The organism is Paracoccus litorisediminis (assembly GCF_009711205.1).
GTDB lineage: Bacteria > Pseudomonadota > Alphaproteobacteria > Rhodobacterales > Rhodobacteraceae > Paracoccus > Paracoccus litorisediminis.
Map to the genome: position 1 here is coordinate 59517 of NZ_WMIG01000014.1, position 23989 is coordinate 83505.

At 61.4% G+C, this 23989-nt stretch carries 23 protein-coding genes; 7 read left to right on the forward strand and 16 right to left on the reverse strand.

Going from position 1 to position 23989, the window contains the following annotated elements:
• Positions 1 to 21 precede the first annotated feature (21 nt).
• The gene (locus tag GL300_RS18845; RefSeq protein WP_343043113.1) at positions 22 to 1092 is read right to left on the reverse strand and encodes a 4-oxalomesaconate tautomerase; all 1071 of its coding nucleotides are present in this window, start codon (positions 1090 to 1092) and stop codon (positions 22 to 24) included.
• A gap of 99 nt (positions 1093 to 1191) precedes the next feature.
• Here GL300_RS18845 and GL300_RS18850 point away from each other — a divergent pair, with 99 nt between their 5' ends.
• The 3 genes from GL300_RS18850 (at position 1192) to GL300_RS18855 (ending at position 3626) form a co-directional block, all read left to right on the forward strand.
• Complete coding sequence (locus GL300_RS18850) at positions 1192 to 2094, forward strand: LysR family transcriptional regulator (protein ID WP_155041219.1); 903 nt, start codon at positions 1192 to 1194, stop codon at positions 2092 to 2094.
• Between the two features lie 98 nt (positions 2095 to 2192).
• Positions 2193 to 2318 (forward strand): hypothetical protein, encoded by a 126-nt coding sequence (locus GL300_RS27155; protein WP_281353169.1) that lies wholly within the window; start codon positions 2193 to 2195, stop codon positions 2316 to 2318.
• Positions 2319 to 2495: 177 nt separating this feature from the next.
• Complete coding sequence (locus tag GL300_RS18855; protein ID WP_155041220.1) at positions 2496 to 3626, forward strand: NAD(P)/FAD-dependent oxidoreductase; 1131 nt, start codon at positions 2496 to 2498, stop codon at positions 3624 to 3626.
• 98 nt (positions 3627 to 3724) lie between these two features.
• On the opposite strand, the gene GL300_RS18860 is transcribed toward GL300_RS18855, so the two are convergent.
• Positions 3725 to 4111, reverse strand: a complete 387-nt coding sequence (locus tag GL300_RS18860) for a YybH family protein (RefSeq protein ID WP_170297724.1) — start codon at positions 4109 to 4111, stop codon at positions 3725 to 3727.
• A complete protein-coding gene (locus GL300_RS18865) occupies positions 4111 to 5652 on the reverse strand; it encodes an MFS transporter (protein ID WP_155041223.1) in 1542 nt (513 codons plus the stop codon). The genes GL300_RS18860 and GL300_RS18865 overlap by 1 nt, the downstream gene beginning before the upstream one ends.
• Before the next feature lie 119 nt (positions 5653 to 5771).
• Here GL300_RS18865 and GL300_RS18870 point away from each other — a divergent pair, with 119 nt between their 5' ends.
• Entirely contained in the window at positions 5772 to 6362 is a 591-nt protein-coding gene (locus GL300_RS18870) for a TetR/AcrR family transcriptional regulator (protein WP_155041224.1), read from the forward strand.
• A 166-nt stretch (positions 6363 to 6528) separates the two neighbouring features.
• Here the strand turns inward: GL300_RS18870 and GL300_RS18875 are convergent, their stop codons facing one another.
• The 6 genes from GL300_RS18875 to GL300_RS18900 form a co-directional block, all read right to left on the reverse strand.
• Positions 6529 to 6966: a GNAT family N-acetyltransferase gene (locus tag GL300_RS18875; RefSeq protein WP_155041226.1), complete on the reverse strand. Its 438-nt coding sequence runs from the start codon at positions 6964 to 6966 to the stop codon at positions 6529 to 6531.
• Positions 6967 to 7146: 180 nt separating this feature from the next.
• A complete protein-coding gene (locus GL300_RS18880) occupies positions 7147 to 8427 on the reverse strand; it encodes a Gfo/Idh/MocA family oxidoreductase (RefSeq protein WP_155041228.1) in 1281 nt (426 codons plus the stop codon).
• A gap of 103 nt (positions 8428 to 8530) precedes the next feature.
• Positions 8531 to 9607 (reverse strand): ABC transporter ATP-binding protein, encoded by a 1077-nt coding sequence (locus GL300_RS18885; RefSeq protein WP_155041230.1) that lies wholly within the window; start codon positions 9605 to 9607, stop codon positions 8531 to 8533.
• Between the two features lie 17 nt (positions 9608 to 9624).
• A complete protein-coding gene (locus tag GL300_RS18890; protein ID WP_155041232.1) occupies positions 9625 to 10500 on the reverse strand; it encodes a carbohydrate ABC transporter permease in 876 nt (291 codons plus the stop codon).
• Complete coding sequence (locus tag GL300_RS18895) at positions 10493 to 11341, reverse strand: carbohydrate ABC transporter permease (RefSeq protein WP_211595204.1); 849 nt, start codon at positions 11339 to 11341, stop codon at positions 10493 to 10495. The genes GL300_RS18890 and GL300_RS18895 overlap by 8 nt, the downstream gene beginning before the upstream one ends.
• A gap of 102 nt (positions 11342 to 11443) precedes the next feature.
• Entirely contained in the window at positions 11444 to 12736 is a 1293-nt protein-coding gene (locus GL300_RS18900; protein ID WP_155041234.1) for an ABC transporter substrate-binding protein, read from the reverse strand.
• A gap of 209 nt (positions 12737 to 12945) precedes the next feature.
• Between GL300_RS18900 and GL300_RS18905 the strand changes: the two genes are divergently transcribed.
• Positions 12946 to 13869, forward strand: coding sequence for a LysR family transcriptional regulator (locus GL300_RS18905; protein WP_155041235.1), 924 nt, complete (start codon positions 12946 to 12948; stop codon positions 13867 to 13869).
• A gap of 161 nt (positions 13870 to 14030) precedes the next feature.
• Here GL300_RS18905 and GL300_RS18910 read toward each other — a convergent pair whose 3' ends face one another.
• The 6 genes from GL300_RS18910 to GL300_RS18935 are packed head-to-tail and all read right to left on the reverse strand — an operon-like array spanning position 14031 to position 20007.
• The gene (locus GL300_RS18910) at positions 14031 to 15791 is read right to left on the reverse strand and encodes an ABC transporter ATP-binding protein (protein WP_155041236.1); all 1761 of its coding nucleotides are present in this window, start codon (positions 15789 to 15791) and stop codon (positions 14031 to 14033) included.
• 12 nt (positions 15792 to 15803) lie between these two features.
• Positions 15804 to 16169, reverse strand: coding sequence for a Rid family hydrolase (locus GL300_RS18915; protein ID WP_155041238.1), 366 nt, complete (start codon positions 16167 to 16169; stop codon positions 15804 to 15806).
• Entirely contained in the window at positions 16166 to 16537 is a 372-nt protein-coding gene (locus tag GL300_RS18920; protein ID WP_155041240.1) for a RidA family protein, read from the reverse strand. The genes GL300_RS18915 and GL300_RS18920 overlap by 4 nt, the downstream gene beginning before the upstream one ends.
• A 13-nt stretch (positions 16538 to 16550) precedes the next feature.
• Positions 16551 to 17441, reverse strand: a complete 891-nt coding sequence (locus tag GL300_RS18925) for an ABC transporter permease (protein WP_225612451.1) — start codon at positions 17439 to 17441, stop codon at positions 16551 to 16553.
• 1 nt (position 17442) lies between these two features.
• Positions 17443 to 18447, reverse strand: a complete 1005-nt coding sequence (locus GL300_RS18930; protein ID WP_155041241.1) for an ABC transporter permease — start codon at positions 18445 to 18447, stop codon at positions 17443 to 17445.
• Positions 18448 to 18501: 54 nt separating this feature from the next.
• The gene (locus GL300_RS18935) at positions 18502 to 20007 is read right to left on the reverse strand and encodes an ABC transporter substrate-binding protein (protein ID WP_155041242.1); all 1506 of its coding nucleotides are present in this window, start codon (positions 20005 to 20007) and stop codon (positions 18502 to 18504) included.
• A gap of 218 nt (positions 20008 to 20225) precedes the next feature.
• Between GL300_RS18935 and GL300_RS18940 the strand changes: the two genes are divergently transcribed.
• Both GL300_RS18940 and GL300_RS18945 read left to right on the forward strand, forming a co-directional pair.
• The gene (locus GL300_RS18940; RefSeq protein ID WP_155041244.1) at positions 20226 to 20876 is read left to right on the forward strand and encodes a TetR/AcrR family transcriptional regulator; all 651 of its coding nucleotides are present in this window, start codon (positions 20226 to 20228) and stop codon (positions 20874 to 20876) included.
• The gene (locus GL300_RS18945; RefSeq protein WP_155041245.1) at positions 20873 to 22390 is read left to right on the forward strand and encodes a gamma-glutamyltransferase family protein; all 1518 of its coding nucleotides are present in this window, start codon (positions 20873 to 20875) and stop codon (positions 22388 to 22390) included. Before GL300_RS18940 ends, GL300_RS18945 begins: the two co-directional genes overlap by 4 nt.
• A 220-nt stretch (positions 22391 to 22610) precedes the next feature.
• Here the strand turns inward: GL300_RS18945 and GL300_RS18950 are convergent, their stop codons facing one another.
• Positions 22611 to 23858 (reverse strand): MFS transporter, encoded by a 1248-nt coding sequence (locus GL300_RS18950; protein ID WP_155041247.1) that lies wholly within the window; start codon positions 23856 to 23858, stop codon positions 22611 to 22613.
• Positions 23859 to 23989 lie beyond the last annotated feature (131 nt).

The window sequence follows — 23989 nt, forward strand, 5'->3', positions numbered from 1 at the left end:
CCTCCACGTCGGTCAGGACGGTTAGTTTTTGCGGCGGACCAAAGCCGAGCCTTCGAAAAGCAGCCGGCAGGTCCGGGTCACGTAGACAACCGGCTTGCCTTCCTGCTCGTCGATCTCAACCCGTACATCCATGCGTCCGTTCGGATGTTCGAGGGACAGATCCGCTGGAAATCGCAGCTCAGGCAGAGCCGCGCCAACGATGCTGTCTGGCAGGGTCGCGGCGATTGCGACAGAGACCGCGCCGGTTGTGGCCAATGATGTATGACAGGCATGCGGTGTGAAGTAGCGGACCGAGATGCTGCCTCCGTTGTTTGCTGGGCCAATGAGAACCGGTTTGGGCAGGACGGACGCGCGAACGTCACCAAGACCCATGCGTCGCCCAGCCTCGATCCGGACCTCCTCGAGCTGCGCCATGAAACTACTGTTGCCGTCCAGTTCCTGCGCGCTTTCCAAACCTGTCAGGCCAAAGGTCTCTGCTCGCGCGATCACAACCGGCGTGGCCCCATCGATCAGCGAGACAGCAATCCCATTGATGATTTCCTGCGGGGTGCCGGACGGAAGCAGGCGGCCGGTTTTTGCACCGATTGCCTCCAGAAACGCAAGATAGACCGGAGCAGCCGTTCCCGGAACGCCATCGATTGTGGCATCCCCCTGATAGCGAAGCTCTCCGCCCGGGGTCTGGACTCTGGCCTCGATGATCTTGCCGGTGTTCACGTTGTGGACCCGAACCCGCGTCTCACCGCTTTGGGCCGCGATCAGTCCCTTTTCGATGGCAAACGCGCCGACGGCCGACAGCATGTTACCGCAATTGGGCCCGGTATCCACGAGGCGTTCCGACACCTTCACCTGTGCGAACAGGTAGTCCACATCAGCCCCGTCGCGCGTCGTGGGTCCGACGATTGCCACTTTCGAACTGAGAGACGTGCCGCCGCCAATGCCGTCAATCTGCAGCGGATGCCCCGACCCCATGATTTCGATCAGCAACTCGTCGCGCTGCTGCGGATCGCTCGGCAGATCGCTGTGCAGGAAAAACGGGCCCTTCGAGGTCCCGCCGCGCATCAAGACGCAAGGAATGCGGATCTGGTCGTCCACGCTGATTCTCCCATTGCGACTGTCGAGCCGCTTCGGGGGAACAGATGCGCCAGATCGGACTATGTTGTGAATTGCGAAGAATTGTGCGATTGTTGCGTCATGCGGAATAATTTTGAATTTCTGGATCTGCGGGCCTTTCTGGCCGTGCTTGAGCTCTCGTCCTTCAGCGAGGCGGCGCGGCTTCTGAACCTGTCGACTCCTGCCCTGTCGCGTCGGATCAAGGGCCTTGAGGAAGCGGTCGGTGCACAGCTGATCGAACGGACGACGCGGCGTGTCGCGCCGACGCAAATCGGACGTGAGCTGATGCCCTTGGTCAGGCGGCTGGTTGATGAGTTCGAGGAGTCGTTGCTGTCCATATCCGACCTTGGCGGGCGCCATCGCGCGCAGGTGACGCTGGCATCGGTGCCGACCGCCGCCTTCTACTTTCTTCCGCGCGTGATCGAGGCGTTTAATCAGCGCTTTCCGGGGATCAGGTTCCGCATCATGGACCTGTCCGCCAACGAGGGCCTCGACGCCGTCGCCAATGGCGAAGTGGAGTTTGGGATCAACATCATCGGCGCCACACGGGACGACCTGATCTTCACCCCGTTGATGGAGGATCCCTTTGTACTGGCCTGCCGGCGCGATCATCCCTTCGCGATGACATCCTCATTGCCCTGGTCCGAGCTTCAGGGACATCCGCTGATCGGGGTATCAAAGAAATCGGGCAACAGGGCGGTGCTGGATCACGCGCTTGCCATGGCGGATCAGCAACTCACCCTGAACTGGTTTTACGAAGTGAACCACCTTTCGACGTCCTTGGGGCTGGTTGAGGCAGGTTTGGGTGTCTCAGTCCTTCCGCAACTGGCCACCCCGCAGCGAGAGCATCCTCTCATTGCGACCGTCAAGCTCATAGACCCGGTGGTTACGCGCTCCATTGGTGTCGTTGAAAGACGAGGTGCGCGGCTGTCACCTTCCGCCCTTCGATTCAGAGAAATGCTTGTTAATGAATGGCATGGATAGAAATCCTAGACAGCTCCAGCCGTGGAGGGAACACAGGTGGTCGCGGGATTTCGGATCAGTCGCTAAGCTTTAGCGTCTGAGAAAGACCCCGCTCCGAAATGGCGAAACGCAAGCGCTACTCTGCAAAATTCGAAGCGAAGGTGGCCTTGGAAGCCACCCGTTTACACGTCAAGATCATGCCGCTACTGCCGCCAAAAAAGCGTGAGGATTACCTGCTCGGCTGATCACCGAAGCCCAAAACTGGGAAACCTTACCTCGGCACTTGTAGAGCAACTCCAGTCGGCGCTGACACCCGCGTCACAGCTACGGGCGACCGCGTCCACTTGCGCAAGATCGAGATGCCTTGGATAGGCTGTGGCAACCTTTAGGTTATCCGGACGGCGACTGCTTCGGGGGCAATAATGGAAAATGTTGATTGCGTGGTGATCGGTGCGGGGGTTGTGGGTCTTGCCGCAGCCCGCGCGCTTGCCATGGCGGGCCGTGAGGTCCTGGTGCTGGAGGCCGCCGGAACGATCGGAACCGGTACCTCCTCGCGCAATAGCGAGGTCATCCATGCTGGCATCTATTATCCGCAAGGCAGCCTGATGGCCCGGGCCTGTGTCGCGGGGCGGCGCCGCCTCTATGACTATTGCGCGGCACGTGGGGTCGATGTCCGGCGCTGCGGAAAGATCATTGTCGCCACCGATGCGTCCGAGGCGGAGCAGCTTGCCGCGATCCGTGCCCGGGCCGAGGCGAATGGCGTCGAGAACATCCGCTTGCTGGGGCTGAGCGAGTTGCGGGCGATGGAGCCCGCGCTTGATTGCACCGCAGGATTGCTCTCTCCAGAGACGGGGATCGTCGACAGCCATGGGTTGATGCTGGCGCTTCAGGGCGATGCCGAGGCGCATGGCGCAATCTTTGCCTTCCACAGTCCGGTGCGATCGGGTCGGGTCACGGCAGCGGGGATCGATCTGGAAGTTGGGGATGCCGATCCGATGCTGCTGCGGGCGCGCTCTGTCGTCAACGCCGCGGGGCTTTTCGCACCGGAACTGGCGCGTAAATTCGTGGGGCTGGAACCAGCACATGTCCCGCCGGCCTATTTCGCCAAGGGGCACTATTTTCTCTTGCGCGGCAGGGCACCGTTTTCGCGACTGATCTATCCGGTCCCGGTTCCCGGCGGCCTTGGCGTGCATCTGACGCTGGATCTGGGCGGGCAGGCAAAGTTTGGCCCCGACGTGAGCTGGATCGAGAGCCCGGATTACAGCTTTGATCCGGGGCGAGAGGGTAGCTTCTACCGCGCCATTCGCCGCTACTGGCCGGATCTGGCGGATGGTGCGCTGGTGCCGGGTTATACCGGCATCCGCCCCAAGATCGTGCCGCAAGGGGCGGCATCGCAGGATTTCGTTGTGCAGGGGGCCGAAGTGCATGGCGTGCCGGGGTTGGTGAACCTGTTAGGCATTGAAAGCCCCGGTCTCACCTCGTCACTTTTCCTCGGGGATCTGGTGGCGGAAAGGCTGCCGACGGTAACGCCACGACGCGTTGAAAATCGCTGATGGGCGTAGCCGCCGCATCGCGAAGCTGCGGGCAAACTAAGCAATCTCGGCGCGTGGTCAGACGGCAGCTACAGCGGCGAAAAAATCTTGGGCCGCGCTCAGCCGAGCTTGATCGGCATCGAGTGATGCTCGTGCGTCACCTTCCATTCGCCGTTGACGCGCCGCAACCCGAGGGTGAGGCGGCAATGGGCATCGCCGCCACCGATGACGAGACGTCCGAACGCATAGGCGACATCCTCACCGGCGACGATCTGGATGTCTCGAAAGCAGAAACGATTGGGGCCTGCCGGATTGTGATCAAAGAACAAGCTCCAGGTCGCCTCGTAAGCCTTGATCCCTGTAGACTGAAGCGGCTCCGGTACATCGTACAGGACGATGTCGTCGGTCCGATTTTCCAGCACGCGCTTGATGTCTCCGTTGCAGATCGCATCGGTCCAGTCGTCGATCAAAGCACGGATTTCCTGCTCCCTGCGCTCACGGGTCATCAGGCCTCTCCTTTGCTGTGAACGATGGTGTCGGAAGCGCCCCGGCGCAGATTGGCCCATGCGAAAAGCATTGCGGTGCAAAGAAGGATGCAGAATCCCGCTGCCGAGGCAAAGACAAGCCCCCGCTCGAAGGCCTGCTGAGCGGATGCAAGTAAAGCGGCACCGCTGGAACCCGGCAGCGTATCGGCAATCTCGACGGCCGCGCCCAAGGTGCCGCGTGCTGCAGCGGCGCGCTCTGCGTCAATCTCTGCAGGTATCGCAACTGCGGCCCTGTAGACGGCCACGCCGACACTGCCCAGCACCGCCACGCCGAACGAACCGCCAAGCTCGGCCCCCGTTTCGGAAATTGCGGATGCCGCACCGGCCTTGGCGGGCGGTGCCGCAGTCAGAGTGAGGTCGGTGCCAAGCGTGACGATGGTTGCGACACCGAGACCCAGCAGGCACATGCCCGAAATGATCGCCACCAATCCGAGACCAGAGGTGAATGCCGCCAGTATCGCGAAACCCACTGCCACCAGCAGCAGGGCAAAGGTGACGACGGTGGCCGGTGTGACACGCTGGACGACGACAGGCGCACCGAGGCACCCTGCGACACAGGCAATTGCTGGCGGAATAGTCCACAGTCCAGCGGTCAGGGGCGACAGGCCGATGACGAATTGCAGATATTGCGCAACCAGCAGAGAGGCCCCGACCCAGGCGAACAGCGCCATCATGTTCGCGCCAAGCGCAGCGCGGAATGCGCTGTTCCTGAATAGACCCAGATCGACCAGCGGTGCTTTCAGCCGAGCCTGACGGCGGATGAAGGCCCAGCCTGCAACGACACCAACCAAGAATGCCACAGGCGTGGTGGCCGTGACACCGACCTCGGCGAGATGCTTGACGGCATAGGCGATGGCCAGAACGGCCGCCATTGACAGGATAACACTTGGCATATCGACGGCGTGATCATCGGATCCGCGGACTTCGGGCAGGAAGATCGGGCCCAGCACAAGCAGAAGTGCCATGACGGGAACGCCCACCAAAAAAACCGAGCCCCACCAGAAATGCTGCAGCAGCAGACCTCCGACAAGCGGGCCGAGCACGCCGCCCAGCGTAAAGCATGTGGTCCAGATGCCGATGGCGACGCTGCGCTGGCGGGGCAGGAGGAAAAGGCTCCGGATCATCGCCAGCGTCGCGGGCATCAGCGTGGCCCCAGTGATGCCAAGTATCGCCCGCGAGAGGATCAACATTGTCGCGCTGACTGAAAAGGCCGCCAGAATTGATGCCAGCCCGAAAAAGACCGATCCGACCAGCAGCAACCGACGCCTGCCGATGCGATCGCCAAGTGCGCCCATGGGAATGAGCGCTCCAGCCATCAGGAAGCCGTAGATGTCGGCCATCCACAGCAGTTCTGGACCGCTCGGCTGAAGCGCGGTGCTGAGCGATGGCGTCGCAAGATGAAGAATCGTCATGTCCATCGACACCAACAGGGTCGGAAGGGCGAGGACGGCAAGGCCGAACCACTCCTTGCGGCCCGCTGAAGTTTGGGAAGTCGGCTGCATGTCGATCCCCTCTCAATATCGGTATCCGCGCCCCAGCGCGACCGCTTGATAATTAGATCGATCGCTATAATAATCCGGTGAGTCTATGGGTCAACAATTTTCTAGCGAGGGCTATATAATTGCCGCGAGGACGTCCGAGACAGTTCGACGAGGAGGAGGCGCTGAACACCGCGCTGCGCCTTTTTTGGCGTCATGGCTATGAGGGGACATCGATTTCCACGCTCGCCAAGGCGATGGGGATGACCATACCCAGCCTCTACAACGCCTTCGGAAACAAGGAGAGCTTGTTCATGAAGGCAGTCTGTCTTTACGATCTCTACGGCGATAAACTCTATGGCGAGGCATTTGCAAAGACATCTGCCCGCGAGGTGGCGCTTGCCATCCTGATGGGCGAGGTCGATCTCGTTTCGGGCGCGGAGACGCCGGAAGGTTGCCTTATGGTACAGGGCGCGCTTGCCACCGGACCGGATTCAGAGCTGGTGCGGCAGGAAATGGCGAAGCAAAGGCGTCAGGCAGAGGTCGATGTCGCCGCGCGCTTCGAAGAGTTCCAGAAAGCCGGCCAGTTGCCGCTGGGCTGGAAGGCATCGGCGCTGGCAGCCTATGTGATGACCGTGGCGACCGGAATGGCCGTCCAGGCCAAAAGCGGCGCGTCACGGCAAGAGCTTATCGAGGTCGCTGATATGGCGATGAAAATCTGGCCCAAGGAGTAAGTATTGCGGCGGGCGGTTTGATCTTGAGACGATCGCATTTGCCGCAATCAATGACATACGGCAGCCCGCCCCTCTCACGAGCCTTTTAAGTCAGATCGGCCCTAAAACTGCCGGTCAGGCACCGCGCGACGATAAACTTGATGCGATGGCGGGGCAAAGCCGCCAGTCAGGGTCGCCGCTTCTCCAGGCGAATGTCTCTGTCACCAACCTCCTGCGCGTTCCCCCATCCGAGATGGCGGTAAAAACCGGCGGCACGCGTCGCTTCACCCGTTTCAAGCCAGGCTACCGCATGGTGAGAGAAAAGTTTCGCTTCCGCCGCCTCGACCAGTCGTCGCCCCACACCCATTCTCTCATGGAAGGGCAGCACAAAAGCGGCGAACAAAGAGCCTTTGCCCGCATCGATCATCGAAAAACCAACGATATTATCGCCATCGGCAGCGACCCATGCACACTTGTCGCTTTCGATCATCGCATCAATGGACGCCGCTGTTATGCCCATCTCGGCCAGTTCGGCGTGCGACAACACGTTCTCGGTTACCGAAGTCCGAACATGGAAAATTCCCCCGACATCACGGGTTTCGGCTGGTCTGATCTCTATGCGCATCGTGCCCTCTGAAAGGTAGTGAGCGACTTCAACGGGCCTCAAAGCCGTTACAGATGACAAGCTTGGACGAAAAATGGCCTCACAAGCTGAGGTATCCGAAGGTTGGCGTGAGATTGACCGAACTATCCCCGAAAGTGAAGAAGCGCCCGTTAAATCGGGGCGCTTCCACCGCTCGGGACGCTACAGGTTGATCAACTGGCCGACCTCGACAGGCCGTCCGGTTTGAAACGAGCGGTTCGCCGCTATCCCGGTCAGGATGGACATCGCACCGTCACGATAGCCCGCCGCATAGGCCCCGCCCGAATTCGACTGGCCGAAAATATCGGCCAGCATGCGGTTGTCACCGCCGCCATGCCCGCCCTCGGCCATGACGACGGGGACGACCCGAGGCGTTCCGTGCAGTGGGAAATGGTAAAGCTGGATGCCCTCGGCCGCGCCTTCCTGTTCTTTTGCGCCGCCTCCGTTGATGTATGAGGTCTCGCGCACCATCAGCTCGATCCGACCGCCCGAACCGTTGAAGCTGACATTGAACCCCTCCCACGGGGCATAGGCATTCAGCGAGTAGGTCAGGACCGAGCGGTTCTTGTAGCGCACCATGACTTGCATGGTGTCTTCGATACTGATGCCGTCCCCGAACACATTCTGGTCGCGCTGATAGCCGTCCTCATGCTCGGCGTCCCAGTAGAGCGCCTTTTGCACCGGGCTGGCTGTCAGATCGATGGCGAAAGGATCGTCCTTGGCGGCCTCAATCCCCGTGGTGCGGGTATAGGGGGTGAAATGCCCGCGCTCCTCGGCATTGGCGCGGCCATAGAAACGCAGGTCACCCATGCCGAAGACGGTTTCGGGCTGACTTTCCAGCCAGAAATTCACGAGGTCGAAATGATGGGTCGATTTATGGACCATCAGCCCGCCGCTATTGCGCTTGTCGCGATGCCAGCGGCGGAAGTAATCGGCGCCGTGCTTGGTATCCAGCAGCCATTCGAAATGGACCGAGAAGACTTCGCCGATCGCGCCCGATGAGATCAGCTCGCGCACCGCCGAGTTATGGGGCGCGTAGCGATAGTTGAACGTGACCCGGACCGAGCGGCCGGTGCGCTTCACCGCATCGACGATCTGCTGGCACTTGCTGGCATCGGTCGTCATCGGTTTTTCGGTGATCACGTCGCGCCCGGCTTCCAGCGCGGCAATGATGTAGATGTGGTGCGTCCGGTCGATCGATGTGACGATGACGACCTCGGCGCCGGTTTCGTCCAGCATCTGGTGGAAATCTTCGGCCTTGTAGGCTGGCAGCGGGTCCAGGCCGAACTCATCCTGCAGGACACTGTTGGTGTAATCCATCCGGGTCTGGTTGGTGTCGCAAAGCGCGACCAGTTCGGCATTGTCGCGGTAGTCCTTGGCAATGGCTTCGTAAAACATCCGCGAACGGGAACCGGTACCGACAAGCGCGTATTTCTTGCGCATCTCATTCTCCTGCTGTCGTCTGCCCGTGGTGATTGCAACGGGATAAGTTGATCTGTCCGAAGCCTGTGGGCGTTCGGGTATTGGCTGGAATTTCGGAACTGCTTCAGCCGCGGATCGCGCGGCCTTCGGGGGTAAAGAAGTGGCACCGCGCGGGATCGATCCGCAGCGACACACGGTCGCCGTTGCGACAGGGCTGCTGTCCCGGAAGGACGACGGTCAGAGGTTCGGCGCCAAAGCGTGGGCGGACATGCAGGACGGTGCTGCCGCCCAGATGTTCGACCAGCTCCACCTGTGCATCGCCAAGGGATTGGCCCTCGCCATCACCGACAACGATATGTTCGGGCCGGATGCCGAGGGTCAGGGCCGTGCCGGCGGTCGAATGCAGGGAACGACCTGCCTCAATCCGCTGGCCATCAAGATTGAACCCCGTCGCATCGGCCACGCTAACCGGCACGAAGTTCATCTTGGGCGAACCGATGAAGCCCGCGACGAACTGGTTCTCCGGTTCATTATACAGTTTCAGCGGAGAGCCCGCCTGCATCACCTGACCGCCGCGCAAGACGACGATCTGATCGGCCATGGTCATCGCCTCGACCTGATCATGGGTGACATAGATCATCGTATTGCCAAGCCGCTCGTGCAGCTTGGTGATCTCGACGCGCATCTGCACGCGCAGCTCGGCATCAAGGTTCGAGAGCGGCTCGTCGAAAAGAAAGATCTTGGGGTCGCGCACAATCGAACGTCCGATGGCGACGCGCTGGCGCTGTCCGCCCGACAGTGCCTTGGGCTTGCGGTGCAGATAGTCGGTGATCTGCAAAGTCGAGGCCGCGTCCCGCACGCGGCGGTCGATCTCGGGTCGCTTGTAGCCCGCCGTCTCAAGTCCAAAGGCGAGGTTCTTGTAGACGCTCATATGCGGGTAAAGCGCATAGGACTGGAACACCATCGCAATGCCACGCTTGGCGGCGGCGACATCGTTCATCCGTGCCCCGTCGATCATCAGATCGCCGTCCGTGATCGTTTCAAGTCCCGCGATCATCCGCAGCAGGGTGGACTTGCCGCAGCCCGAGGGACCCACAAAGACGGTGAATGCCCCCGGCTCGATCTTGAGGTCGATGCCACGGATCACGTCATGTGCGCCGTATCGCTTTTCGACCTTGTTCAGTTGGATTGTGGTTGCCATGCGTGTTTCCGGTTATCTCAGCGTTTCATGCCGGTGGTGGCGATGCCCTCGATGAGTAGCCGCTGGAAAAAGAGGAAGATCAGGAAGATCGGGACAAGTGACAGGATCGACATCGCAAACAGCTCGTTCCAGCTGGAGGTGCCGCTTGAGTCGATGAAAGACCGCAGGCCAAGCTGGACGGTATAGTTGCCCATCTCGCTGATATAGATCAGGGGGCCGAAGAAATCCTCCCATGTCCAGATGAAGGAAAAGATGGCGGCCGTGGCCAGGACCGGCAGCGACAGGGGCAGGATGATCTTGCGATAGATCCGCCACGGGCTGCATCCGTCCATGCGGGCGGCTTCGTCCAGTTCGCGGGGAATGCCGCGAAAGAACTGCACCATCAGGAAGATGAAGAAGGCATCGACCGCGAAATATTTGGGCAGGATCAGCGGCCACCAAGTGTTCACCCAGCCCAGCTCGCGGAACAGCACATATTGCGGGATCAGCGTGACGTGATAGGGCAGCATCATCGTGCCCAGCATCAGCGCGAACCACAGCTTCCGGCCGGCGAATTGCAGCCGGGCAAAGGCATAGGCGACCAGCGACGCAGCCAGAACATTGCCCACCGTCGCCAGCACCGCGATGATCAGCGAGTTGACGAAAAAACGCCCGAAATTGACCTGAAGCCCGAACCAGCCATCCCGATAGGCTTGCAACGTCACCTGCGACGGGATCAGGCCCGCCTCGCCCCCGAACAGTTCCGCGGCAGGCCGCAGCGAGCCCGACAACATCCACAGGATCGGATAGATCATCACGAAGCAGACCGCGATCAGCAGCGTGTGGCGCAGGACGCTGTTCAGACGGGGATGGGCCGATGCGCGGCCCGGCATGTCATGGACCGCATCAGTCATCGTAATGCACCCAGTATTTCGTGGTCAGGAATGAAAACGCGGTAAAGATCGCGATGATGATCACCAGCACCCAGGCCAGTGCCGAGGCATAGCCCATGCGGAAGTAGCTGAACGCCTCTTGATACAGGTAAAGCGTATAGAACAGCGTCGAGTTGATCGGCCCGCCCGACCCGCCAGAGATGACGAAGGCCGGAGTGAAGGCCTTGAAGGCCTCGATGGTCTGGATCACGAAGTTGAAGAAGATGACCGGCGACAGCAGAGGCAGGGTGATCCGCAGGAATTGCCGCGTTGGCGAGGCCCCGTCGAGGCTTGCGGCCTCATACATGTCCGTCGGTATCTGACGCAGCCCGGCAAGGAAGATGATCATCGGTGAGCCGAACTGCCAGACCGACAGCACGACCAGCGTGTAAAGTGAATAGTTCGGGTTCGAGATCCAGCTTGGCCCCTCGATCCCGACCATCGCCAACATGGCGTTGACCAACCCATCCGAGGCAAAAAGCTGCCGCCACAGGACCGCGATGGCGACCGACGTGCCCAGCAACGACGGCAGGTAAAAGATCGCCCGATAGACCGGCAAACCGCGCATCCCCCGGTTCAGAACCATTGCGATCGCAAGGGCGAAGGCAAGCTTCAGCGGGACCGACAACGCGACATAGAGCAGCGTCACCTTGATCGCGGCGGTGAACTTGGGGTCAGCCGTGGCCATGCGGACATAGTTCTGAGCCCCGACGAATTCAGGCGCGGTCAGCAGGTCGAAATTGGTGAATGAGAGGTAAAGCGAGATCAGCGCCGGACCCAGTGTCAGGCAGAAAAAACCGATCAGCCATGGCGCAAGGAACATATATCCCGCGCCATTCCGTTGGATGGCCCGTTTGAGCCATCCTTCCGGAACTGGACCTTTCTTGGTCTCGCTGTCGTTGATTGCGTCGCAGGCCGCCATGCCTCAGGCCCGCTTCAGGATTGCTGCGGCCTCATCGACAAGGCTGGCGCCGCCCTGCTCCGGCGAAACGGCCTCGAATCCGACTTCTTGGCTGATGCGGATCTGGACGGCGTTGATCTCACCCGCGCCCTTGGGCGGCGAAGGCGGCAGCGCCCCGATATGCGGCGTCAGGCTGGAAATCAGTTCCACGACCTTGCGGCTGGTTTCGCTCAGATCGGGCATGATCGCCTCGCGGATTTCGGGCGAGGCAGGCACACCGCGATCCAGACCCAGAAGCCTGGCACCTTCGGGTGCGCGGACCAGGAAGTTGATCATCCGCGCGGCCAGCGCAGGGTCCTTGGACGTGGACGAGACCGAGAACATCTGCGAGGGCTTCAGATACTGTCCGGGCTTGCCACCCTCCTGCACGGGCGCGCCCACAACCGACAACTCGGCCTGGACCAGTTTCTGGAAGGATTCGAATTGGTTGGAATGCGCGAAATCGGTGACCGCGCTTCCGGTGACGATCGGCGAAGTTTCGGGCGAGTTCTTGTAGAGGGCCTGCGTATCTGCGGGCACGCAGCTTTTGGCTTTGCGCATCTCGGTCCAGTAAGCGAACCAGCGCCCGGCATCGGCGGCGTCATAGCCCAGCGTCCCGTCCGGGTTATAAAGCGCCTTGCCCTGAGTGCGCAGCCAGACTTCGAACAGTCCCTCCTGACAGCTGCCATCGGCGGTCGCATAGACGCGGCTGCGCTTGTTGGCAGATGTGAAGGCCGCGCATTGCTCGGCAAAGCCATCCCAGCTCAGCCCAAGGGTGGGGGCATTGACCCCGGCCTCGTCCCAAGCCTTGCCGTCGAACACGACCGAGAAGGCATTGACGCCGACATTGCCGCCGTAAAGCTTGCCGTCAACCGAGCAACTGTCCAGATTGACCTGTCCGAAATCGGCAATGGCCAGTTCCTTGCCAAGGAATTCGTCCAGCGGGCGGATCGCGCCGCGCCGGGCATATTCGAACATGTAGCGGTAATCCATCTGGATGAAATCTGGCGCATTGCCACCGGCGACCTGCGTCGCCAGACGTGCCCAATAATCATCCCAGCCCATGAATTCGGATTCGACGGTCACGCCGGGATTTGCCTGCTTGAACAGGTCGATCGCGGCATTGGTCCGGCGGGCGCGCTCGTCTCCGCCCCACCAGATCATGCGAATATTTCCCGCCTGCTGGGCAAGCGCGGGGGCCGACCCCAGAAATGGCAGGCTGGCCATGGCCAACCCGGCGCCGAGAAGCCGGCGCCGACCGATATTGGTCGAGTTCATGTGTATCCTCCCAAACTGGATGGCACCACCGACATATGCGGTTGCCGATCCCTGTCTCCCGTCTGCCGGTGTCCCCCCACCAGGCTATGACGCGCTTTCCGGCATCATAGTGAAATCAGGTTACGGATTGAGAGACATACGAACAACTACAAAATATTGGACGTTCTATCGAATTTATTTATACCAAGATCATTCAACAGGGGGTGAGGATGGACCGGGCTCTTGAGCAATTTGTGGCAGTCGCCGAGGCCGGCTCGTTGATGGCGGCGGCTGAAAAGCTGCGTCTGTCGCAGCCCGCGCTCAGCTACAATCTGAAGCGGCTGGAACAATCGCTGGGGGTCGAACTGTTTCACCGCTCATCGCGCGGCGTGCAACTGACGAACTATGGCGAGACGCTCTATAACAGCGCAGTGGTGATCGGGCGGCTGCACTCGAACGCCCTGATGACCATCGCGCGGCAAAAGGCCGAGCTGGAGGAGGGGATCAGCATCGGCACCGGCTATTCGACCTGGATTCTGATCCTTCGCGACTACGTCATCGAGCATTTCAAGGCCCATCCGAACGCGCCGATCAACCTGAGCATCGGCAATATGATGCGCTGCATGGACCAGCTGCTGGCGGGCGATATTTCCCTGTTCATCGGACATCGGATCGATCAGCTGAAGGAAGGCATCGCGGTCGATTTCATCCCGATAGGCTATGCGACAGACGGCTATTTCGTCCGCCGGGGCCACCCGCTACTGGGTACGGCGCGCGGTCTGGATGAAGTGCGCACCTACCCCACAACCATGGCCTATCCTGTCGATGCCAGCCAGAAGCGGCTGGTGTCAGCCGGTGAGCTATATGACGCAAACCGCCTTGGGCATGCCTTCACCTCGAACTCACTGGAGGCCTGTCTTGAATTCGTTCACGCGACCGATGCGGTGCTGATCCACAGCACGGTTCTGGCAGGATATTTCGCCGAACAAGGGTTGGAGCAGATCGAGATCCGCGTCGGCGAGGACACAAAGAAAGCGGTGATGGGTATTCATGTCCTGCCCGAGCGACGCGCGCATCCCAAGGTGCAGGCTTGCATTCGCGCCATCCTTGAACGCGCCGAGCGCTTAAAGCTGTTCCCGCTTTATGACGGTTAAACATCTTGCGCCGATCCGATCCGCAAACCTGGACCGCCTGCCGTCCAGCGTTTTCCCCGACCAAGAGATCGGCGCGAAGAACTCCAGTCGCAAACTGTCCAGCTTCTGCGCATCCACTCAATATCTGCAGCAAATCGCCGCGCGTAAGCTGCCGCGTTGATCTAGCGATATTCCCCCTCGCGTAGCTTGTGGTCCGGACCGACAGTCTGCCAGCGAGCCGGTTCAATGTCAGTGCCCAGAGGATAGATCGGCGCGGTCGCAGCGGGCGGATGTGACAGGCGCTCAAACCGCGCGGCGGGATGGGAAACGGGGACTGCTTCCAGCAAGCGTTGGGTATATGGATGCGCTGGACGCGACAGCACCGCCTCTGCCGGGCCCTGCTCGACGATCATGCCGCGATGCATGACCAGAATGCGGTCTGCCACGCGTTCTACGACGGCCATGTCGTGCGAAATGAACAACAACGCCAGATCCTCATCGCGCTTGAGTTCGTCGAGCAGGCTCAGGATTTGCGCCTGAATCGCGACATCCAGCGCCGAGACCGGCTCATCCGCGATCAATACCTTGGGCCGCAGGATCAAGGCCCGCGCGATGCAGATGCGTTGGCGTTGCCCACCCGAAAACTGGTGCGGATAGCGACCAAGACTGTCTTCGGGCAACCCAACCCGTGCGACCAAAGCGCGGAGGTGATCCTCGTCAGCCGCGACGCCGCGGATGCGCAGCGGCTCGGACAGGATCTGGCGAACCGACATGCGCGGATCAAGCGCGGCATAAGGGTCCTGAAAGATCATCTGGATGTCGTCGCGCGCCACCCGCAGCGCCTGCCCGCCAAGGGTCAGCAGATCGCGACCGGCCAGCAGCGCCCGCCCCTCATGCGTCGGGATCAGGCGCAGAAGCGACTTTGCCAGCGAGGACTTGCCACAACCGCTTTCGCCGATGATCGCCACGGTCTCGCGCGGGTGCAGGTCGAAGCTCACGTCCTCGACGGCATGAAGGTTCGCGACATGGCGGCGCAGGATGCGCGAGCGGACGGGGAAGCGCGTGCTGAGATGGCTGACCGACAGCACCGGGGACGCTGTGCATGGCTCGGCCTGCGTGGCTGAGATCGCTGCCTGGCGGAACTTGGGTGCCGCGTCCAGCAACTTGCGGGTGTAGTCATGTGCGGGGGCGTCAAAAACCCGCCGCACCGGCCCTTCCTCGACGATACGCCCATGCAGCATGACGGCAACGCGATCGGCGATTTCAGCCACCACGCCCATGTCATGGGTGATGAACAGCACCCCCATGCGGGTCTGCCGCTGCAAGCTGCGGATCAGCGCGAGAATCTCGGCCTGCACCGTCACGTCAAGAGCGGTGGTCGGCTCGTCCGCGATCAGGATATCGGGCTCGCAGATCAACGCCATGGCGATCATGACGCGCTGGCGCATGCCACCAGAAAGTTCATGCGGATACTGGTCAAAGCGGCGCAACGGATCGGTCATCCGCACCTTTTCCAGCATCGCGATAGCCCGCGCCTTGGCCGAGCCATCGTCAAAGGGCTGGTGCTGGCGGACCGCCTCGACCAGTTGCGCGCCAACGGTCAACACCGGGTTCAGCGATGTCATCGGGTCCTGAAAGATCATCGCGATCCTTGCACCCCTGATCTTGCGCATCTGACGTTCGTTCATCAGGGCCAGATCAAGCGGCTCTTGCCGGGCTGTGTCCAGAAGGATGCGCCCGCCGGTGATATGCCCCCCCTGCTGGTCGATCAGCCGCATCACGGACTTCACCGTCACCGATTTGCCCGAGCCGGATTCCCCGACAAGGGCGAGGATTTCACCCCGATCAAGCCGCAGCGAGAGGTCATGAACGACCCCTGCCCGGTCGACCCCAAAGGCGATGTCGAGGTTCTGGATCGACAGCAGGGGTTCATGCGTGGTCATGGCGCCTCTCTTTCAGACGTGCGGCCGGGCGGCCCAGACCCGGATTTCCAGAAGCGAATCCCGCCGCGAGGCCGCCATCTGGACGACCGACAGGCCGGGCGGCGTCCCCTCGCCCACCCATTCGTTCCAGATCGGGACGAATTCCGGCCATTGCGCCATGTCGGCAAGCCAGAGTTGGGCGTGGATCAGCCCCTCTCTTCCGCTACCCATTTGCGATAGCAGATCATCTATCACGCCAAGAATGGCGCGGGTCTGACCCGAAAAAGGCAGCGATTTGTCGGGAGCGGTCAGGCAGGCCGAGGCGACGTCGCCTGCAGCCGAGCCCAGAAAAATCTTGGGACCCCAGCTGTCGATGCGTCCGGTTTTCTGGATCGTCATGCTGCGGCTTCCTCGCGATAGGCAACCGCGACGAGTTCCAGCAAAAGGTCAGGGCGGTACAGCTCGCCCGAGACACAGGTGCGGGCGGGCGGGTTCGTGGTATCGACCCAGCCGTTCCAGACCGAGTTCAGCGCTGCAAAATAGCGCATGTCCTTGAGCCAGATGGTGACGGTGAACAGGTCGGACTGCCCTATCCCGTTCTCACGCATCAGTTCGTCCAGACGGGCGATCACATCGCGTGCCTGTTCCTTGATGTCGCCGTCCAGATTGCGGGGCTGAAGCCCGACGAAATGGGTCCAGTTCCCGGTCTTGCAGACCAGCGAACGGCGGGCCCCGTCCATGGTTTCGGTATGGCTGCGAGTGGTCATATCTTGTTCCTTGTCAGTGAGATTTAAGCTTGGGGTCGAACTGGTTGCGCAGCGCGTCGCCCAGCAGGTTCAGGCCCAGCACGGTCAGAAAAATGGCGAGGCCGGGAAACAGCGCCATCCACCAGGCGCTGGAGATATAGGCGCGCGAGTCGGACAGCATGCCGCCCCAGGTCGGGATCGCGGGCGGCACGCCCAGCCCCAGGAAGCTGAGCGAAGATTCCGCGATGATCGCATTGGCCATGGCAAAGCTGGTCATCACGATGATCGACAACATCACGTTGGGCAGGATGTGGTGTCGGATGATGAACCCGTCCGAGGCACCAAGTGTGCGCGCAGCCATGATGAATTCGCGTTCGCGCAGGGCCATCGCCTCGGCCCGGGTGACGCGGCAATAAGGGATCCAGCGCTGCGCGGTCAGGGCGATGATGACGATCGCAAGGCCCTGACCGACAAAAGCCACGATCGCGATGGCCAGCATCAGGGGTGGAAAGGACCAGAAGATCTCGACGACCTTCTGAATTGCCCCGTCGATGCGGCCACCGAAATAGCCCGCGGTCACACCAAGCGCGACCCCGGTCACGCTGGCGAAAAGCGCGACCGAAAGCGCGATGATCAACGACACGCGCGAGCCGTAGATGATACGGCTGAGAATATCGCGCCCGACGTGATCGGTCCCCAGCACATACGGGCCGGTCCAGTCCGGCGGCATCATCGCGACCATCAGATCCTGCTGGTTGGGCGGATGCGGCGCAAGCCATGGGCTGAACAGTCCCATGATCACCAGCGCCGCAACGGTGGCAAGGCCGAAGCCCGCCTTGAAGCCCGACAGATGACGATGGCTGCGGCGAAAGCGCTGCCACCTGCCTTGTCCTGCGGGAATGGAATTGCCTGCTGTCATCGTCATCTCAGTTGATCCGAATGCGGGGGTCGATAAGGGTGTAGAGCAGGTCGATCAGCAGGTTCACGAGGATGAAGATCGCGGTGTAGATCAGCACCAATCCGATGATCAGCGGATAGTCGCGCGACGAGATCCCCTGGATCAGCAGGCTGCCGATCCCCGGCCAGGCGAATACCGTCTCGACGATCATTGCACCCGACAGCAACGCCCCGAACTCCAGTCCGATGATTGTGACCACGCCAACCAACGCGTTGCGAAAAGCGTGCCGCCACAGGATGCGCATTCCGCCAAGCCCCTTGGCCCGTGCGGTCATCACATAATCCTCGTGCAGCGCTTCCTGCACCGAGGCACGGGTCAGTTGCGTGATGATCCCGGTCATGTTCGTGCCCAGAACCAGCGCGGGCAGCGCCAGATGCTTCAGCGCACCCCAGAACGCGTCCAAGCGCCCCTGGATCAGCGTGTCCAGCAAAAGGAAGCCGGTGATCGGCTCAACCCCCATTCCCCAGGGCGCGCGCCCGCCGGAGGGCAGCAGATGCCAATGCCCGGCGAAAAGCAGGATCAGCAGGATGCCGATCCAGAAATTCGGCATAGAAATCCCGGCAAAGCTGAACGTCGATGCAAGGCTGTCCCAGAGCGACCCCGGCCGCGCCGCCGCCAGCACCCCCAACGGAATGCCGATCGCGACCGCGACCAGCGTGGCTGCAAGGGCCAGCTCGATCGTGGCCGGCAGGCGCTCAAGCACCAGTTCCATCACCGGCATCTTGTATTTGAACGAGGTTCCGAAATCGCCCGTGACCGCATTCCCAAGGAAGTTCAGGAACTGCATCAGCGGCGGATCGTCGAGACCCCATGCCTCGCGAATTCGCGCCTTATCCGCGTCGGAAGCCTCGTCCGAGATCAGCATGCTGACTGCGTCTCCGGGCGCGAACTGCATCAGCGTAAAGACCACGGCCGCGACCACGATCAGCACGGGAATGGCACCGGCAAGGCGGCGCGTGGAGTAAAGCAGCATCGGCTGTCCTTTGGTTCTGGGACGGGCCGCCCGGCGGCGACCCGGATGCCGCGATCAGTTGACGAAGACTTCCCAGCCATTGACCTGATCGGCCGGGCGCGGCTGGAAGCTGATTCCCTTGGAAACACCCCAGGCCATCTTGTGCTGCCACATGAAGGCGGCCGGGGCCGCATCGACCAGGTAGCGCACTGCCGCCTGCATCTTTTCGTCACGCGCCGCCGGATCGAACTCGGCGCGCTCGGCCGCCAGCAATGTGTCAAGCTCGGGGTCCGAGAAACCGATCCGAGGCGAGCCTCCGGTCGCGAAGTACTGGTGCAACGCCCGCGAAGGATCGATCATTGAACCACGGCCCATGTAGTAGAAGGGAACCTTGCCCTGCTGGACATTGGCCCAAAGCGTTGCCCATTCCGGCGTGTCGAGCGTCACCTTGAACCCTGCGGCCTCAAGCATCGGGACCATCGCCTCGGTGATCTGCCGGTCGGCGGTATAGCGGCCGACCGGGGTCGAAAGCGTCACCTCGACCCCTTCCAGCCCGGCCGATTGCAACAGCTCGCGGGCCTTTTCGGGATTGTAGTCATAGGTGCCGGTGAATTCGGGATCATGACCGATCTGGCCAGCACTGACAGGACCGTTCAGCAGGTCGGCCTGCCCTTGCAGGATCGCGCGAACGATGGCCTCGCGGTTGATCGCATGGGCGACGGCCTGCCGCGCCTCCTTGCGGTCCCACGGGTGGGTCTTGGGCGACATTGCCAGAAACATCATCTCGACCGAGTTGGTCGTGGCGATCTGGGCATTGGGCATGTCTGCCACCCGCGCCATCAGCTGGGGCGGCACGGATTGCGCAATCTGGACCTCGCCATTGGCAAGCGCGGTCACCCGCTGTTCGGGCTCGGGCATGATGCGATACATGATCTGCGTGGGATTGTTGGGCGACAGCATCGGGTGGCCGTCATTGCGCGAGATCACGATATGCTCGCCGATGCTGACCTCATCAAGCTTGTAAGGCCCCGCACCGAACGGCGCGTCCCTGAACATCGCCTCGCCCATCTGATCGTAAAGCGCCTTCGAGGTCACGGCGACGCCAGCAAGGTTGTCGGGCACCGTCGCGTCGGGGGTTGCAGTGGTGATACGCACGGTGCGGTCGTCGATCGCCTCGACCTTGCTCCAGCCTGCGACAAGATAGGATTTCCCCGACGACGGGTTCTTGCCCAGATAGTCGATCGAATGAACGATGTCCTGCGCCAGCACCGGTTCGCCATTATGGCGCTTGGCACCCTCGGGCAGGCGGATCTCCCAGGTCAGAGGATCAACTGACTGCACCGTCTCGGCCAAGTAGGGCACAAATTCATTGCGGTCGAAATCATAGCGCGTGACACAGCCATAGACCTGACACCAGACGTTCGACAGCAGCACGACTGGATCTGCATAGGGGTTGTAGCCCGAGATCGTCTCGGTGATTGCGACCGCGACGCGTGCGTCTGTCTGCGTTTGGGCGGAGGCATCATAGGCAGTGGTCGAAATCGCTGCCGTCGCGAGAAGAGAAAGAAGCGCTTTTTTCATCATCGTCCGTTCATATGGGCCGTGTCGCCAGACAGGTCTTTGATTTCATTTTGAACTTGCTTTGTGCCGCAGCTTGCGTAACTATGTAAGTGAACGCTTACTTACTCACCGTAAAGCACAAACATGACCACAGCACCCTTCCAGACGCCAAGATCGGCGCGCGACGCGCGAAATTTGTTCAACCCGCTTAACTTTTGCGCAATGGGATGGGGGTTCGGATGCAAAAGGTGACCGATCCGGCTACGCCCGGCGTTGCACAAATCGGAGTGGCCCAGCGATTGATCGCGGCAGCGACGACCGAGTTCCAGCGTCATGGCTTTCAGGGCGCAAGCGTCTCGCGCATCATCGAAACCGCCGATTGCAATGTCCGAATGATCTACCACTATTTCGGCAGCAAGCTGGGTCTCTATCGCGCTTGCATCGAACAGGTCTATGAGGAGCTTCGCCTCGCCGAGGCCGAGGCCAGTTTTTGGGACTTGCCACCCAAGCAGGCGATTGCCGAACTGACGCGGTTCACCTTCGACTATATGGAGACGCATCCCGAGTTTCAGGGCATGATGCGGATCGAGAACATGTCCGATGGCGTGCATGTCCGCGAATTGACCACGGTGAACAGCCGCGCCGAGACGCTGTTCAATGCGATCAGCAATGTGCTGGATCGTGGCGTCGCCGAAGGGGTCTTTGCGCATCGACCCGATCCAGGTTCGCTTTATCTCTCTATCCTTGGACTGGCGACAATCCATATCGCCAACCGGCACACGATGGGTGTGGTGCTGGGCCGCGACCTTTCGGCCCCGGATTTTCTGATCGCCCGGCGCGAAGAAGTCGTGCGGATGGTTCTTGCCTCGTTGACGAGTTCCACAGAATGAAGGGCGCGGTCACGACCCCGCATCCGCTGGCGACCGAGGCTGGACTGGCGGTGCTACGTCAAGGCGGCACTGCCCCCGAGGCGTTGGTCGCGGCGGGCGCGGTCCTGACCGTCGTCATGCCACATTTCTGCGGTCTGGGCGGAGACGCGGTCTGGCTGGTTGCAGACCGCACCGGCGCTTGCCGGACCTTCCTTGCCATCGGCCAAGGGATCGACCGCGCGATGCCGTCCGCCCCCCTGCCCCTGCGCGGACCCGGTGCAATCCTGACGACCGCCGCCGTCGTCGATGGCTGGCGCCACGCGCTTGACCACGCAAGACGCCACCTTGATGGACGCTGTCGCTGGGAGGATCTTCTATCGCCGGCCATCAACCTTGCGCGCAATGGTTATGCCGTGACCGCTTCGCAGGAATTCTGGGCACGTCATCGCGCAGACGAGACCGCCGGCTGGCCGAATTTTGGCAAGATTTTCCTCGATGCGGGCCGACCGCTTGCGGCTGGTACGATGCTTCGCCAACCCGAACTTGCGGAAAGCCTGAGCCTGCTGGCCGAGCATGGCGCATCGGAGTTTTATAGCGGATCACTTGCGCGACGTATCGTGGACGGGCTGAACGCGGCAGGCGCGATCATCGGACTGGATGATTTGCGGCGTACCAGGACGCGCGAGGTCGCACCGATCTCTCTGCGCTACCGCGATGTCACGCTTCTGGCACCGCCACCTCCGACCCAAGGCCTGACGACGTTACAGATCATGGGAATTCTGTCCCATTTCGATCTGTCCGCCCTACGCCCCGGCAGCGCCGAGCACGTGCATCTTTGTGTCGAGGCCGTAAAGCGCGCATTTCGTGACCGCGACGCAATCGCCGATCCTGCGCATATGACGTCCCTGCCAGAGCAATTGCTTGCAGCGCCATATCTGCATGAGAAAGCGGCTGGCATTTCAACCGACCGGGCACTTGTCTGGCCAGATCTCTGGCGGCACGGAGATACCGTTTTCCTTGGGGCGATGGATGAGCAGGGCAATGCGGCGAGCGTGTTGCAAAGTACCTATTTTGACTGGGGAAGCGGCGTGGTCGCCGGGGATACCGGCATCCTTTGGCAAAACCGCGGCGCCGCTTTTTCCACAGACCAAAGGCATGTCAACGTCTTCGCACCAGGGAAACTGCCGTTCTACACGCTCAATCCCGGCATTGCGCTTCGCGACAGCGGTCCTGCCTTCGTCTATGGAACCCAAGGGGCTGATGGTCAGCCACAAACTCTGTCCATGCTGCTTACGCGCCTGATCGATTTTGCCGAGGCACCAGCACAGGCACTGGCGGCACCGCGCTTTCTGCTAGGTCGCACGTTCTCGGACAGCCGCGACAGCCTGAAGCTTGAAGAAAGCATGGGGCCGGAAACGGTTTCAGCATTGCGCATGCTTGGGCACGAAGTGACGACGATCCCGGCGCTCAGCCCGCTTGCCGGACAAGCCGGTGTAGTCTTGGATGGGCATGGATATCCCGATCCGCGGAGCTAGTTGAGGTCTGCGACTCATCTTCATTCGATGGATTGCATCGTCGCCCCCCTGACCTGCCCGGACGCGAACGCCACCCCCAAGCATGATTGGTCGCCTCGGCGTGCGTCGCTGCACGGCTTGCAAGGGGTTATTCGCCTCCGCCCATATTGGTGGATGACGACCAGCTTCTTGCCGACGATACGCCCGGTTCCGCCTGTCGGGGCGCGGATGGGGCCGCAGGTCACGCCCCGTCAAGCCGTTCGATGCGGCGCAACACGGGAAACGCGCTCATCCATATCGCGACGACCGCCAGTGTTCCAATCCCGCCAATTACGCCCGCTGCGACCGGCCCCACAAGCCCCGCCATCATGCCGCTTTCGAACTCCCCAAGCTGGTTCGACGTGCCGATGAACAAGGAGTTCACGGCATTGACCCGCCCTCGCATTTCATCCGGGGTCATCAACTGCACCAGCGAGGATCGCACCACCACGCTGATATTGTCGGAGGCCCCGACGATCAGCAGCGCAATGATCGATATCCAGACATCCTTGGACAGCGCGAACAAGATCGTGGCAAGGCCGAAGACAGCGACGGCCGCGAACATCTTCCGGCCTGCACCCGAAACAATGGGCATATGACCAAGATAGATCGACATGCCAAGCGCGCCGATGGCGGGTGCGGCGCGCAGAAGGCCCAATCCGAAAGGACCTGCCTCGAGGATGTCGGAGGCGTAGATTGGCAGAAGCGCCGTCGCTCCGCCAAGCAGCACCGCGAACAGGTCCAATGAGATCATGCCCAGCACGGCCGGCGTCCGCCGGATGAAGGAAACACCTGCAAAGACAGTTTGCAGCGTGACCGGCGCCCGCGTCGCCGGCGCGGCATGCAGCACCTGGATCGTGCCGACGCTGTAGCCTGCGGCAAGAAACAGCAACCCAGAGGCAATGAAGGGCACAATATGCCCCAGCCCATAAAGCAACCCGCCAAGCGCCGGACCAACAATCAGCGCCGTCTGCATGAACGAGGTTGAGGTGGCGATCGCCCGTTGCAGCATGGCAGGCCCGACGATACCCGGCACCAGCGAAGCCATGGTCGGGCGCTCAAAGGCCTGCGCCGCCCCCAGAACCGCGACAGCCGCCAGGATACCAGTCGGAGTCAGACGCTCCTGCCAGACAAGCAGGCCCAGAACCAGGACCGTGGCGGCCTCGACCCACTGGCAGGCAAGCCCGATACGGCGACGATCATATCGGTCAGCCACGGTACCGACGACAAAGGTCAGGATCAGCATGGGCAAGAACTGACACAGCCCGACCCATCCCAGCATCCAGGCCGAGCCTGTCAGCTCATAGATCATCCAGCCCATTGCGACCGTCAGCGACTGGAACGCCAAGGATGAGCAGGTCCGGGATACGAGGAAATGCCTGTAATTGCGATTATGAAGAACCGAGGGAGAAACTGTATTTGCCGTGCCGGAAAGATCCTGAGTCGTCATGCAGAAATCCTGAACTGTCGCCCGCCTCTGCGCCCGCAGTAGAACGAGGTCAAGGACCTCAATGCGCAATCACATCAGGTGTGACCAGCGATGGACCGCTTCGCTGCCGATCAGGGTTCGACAGGCGGGTG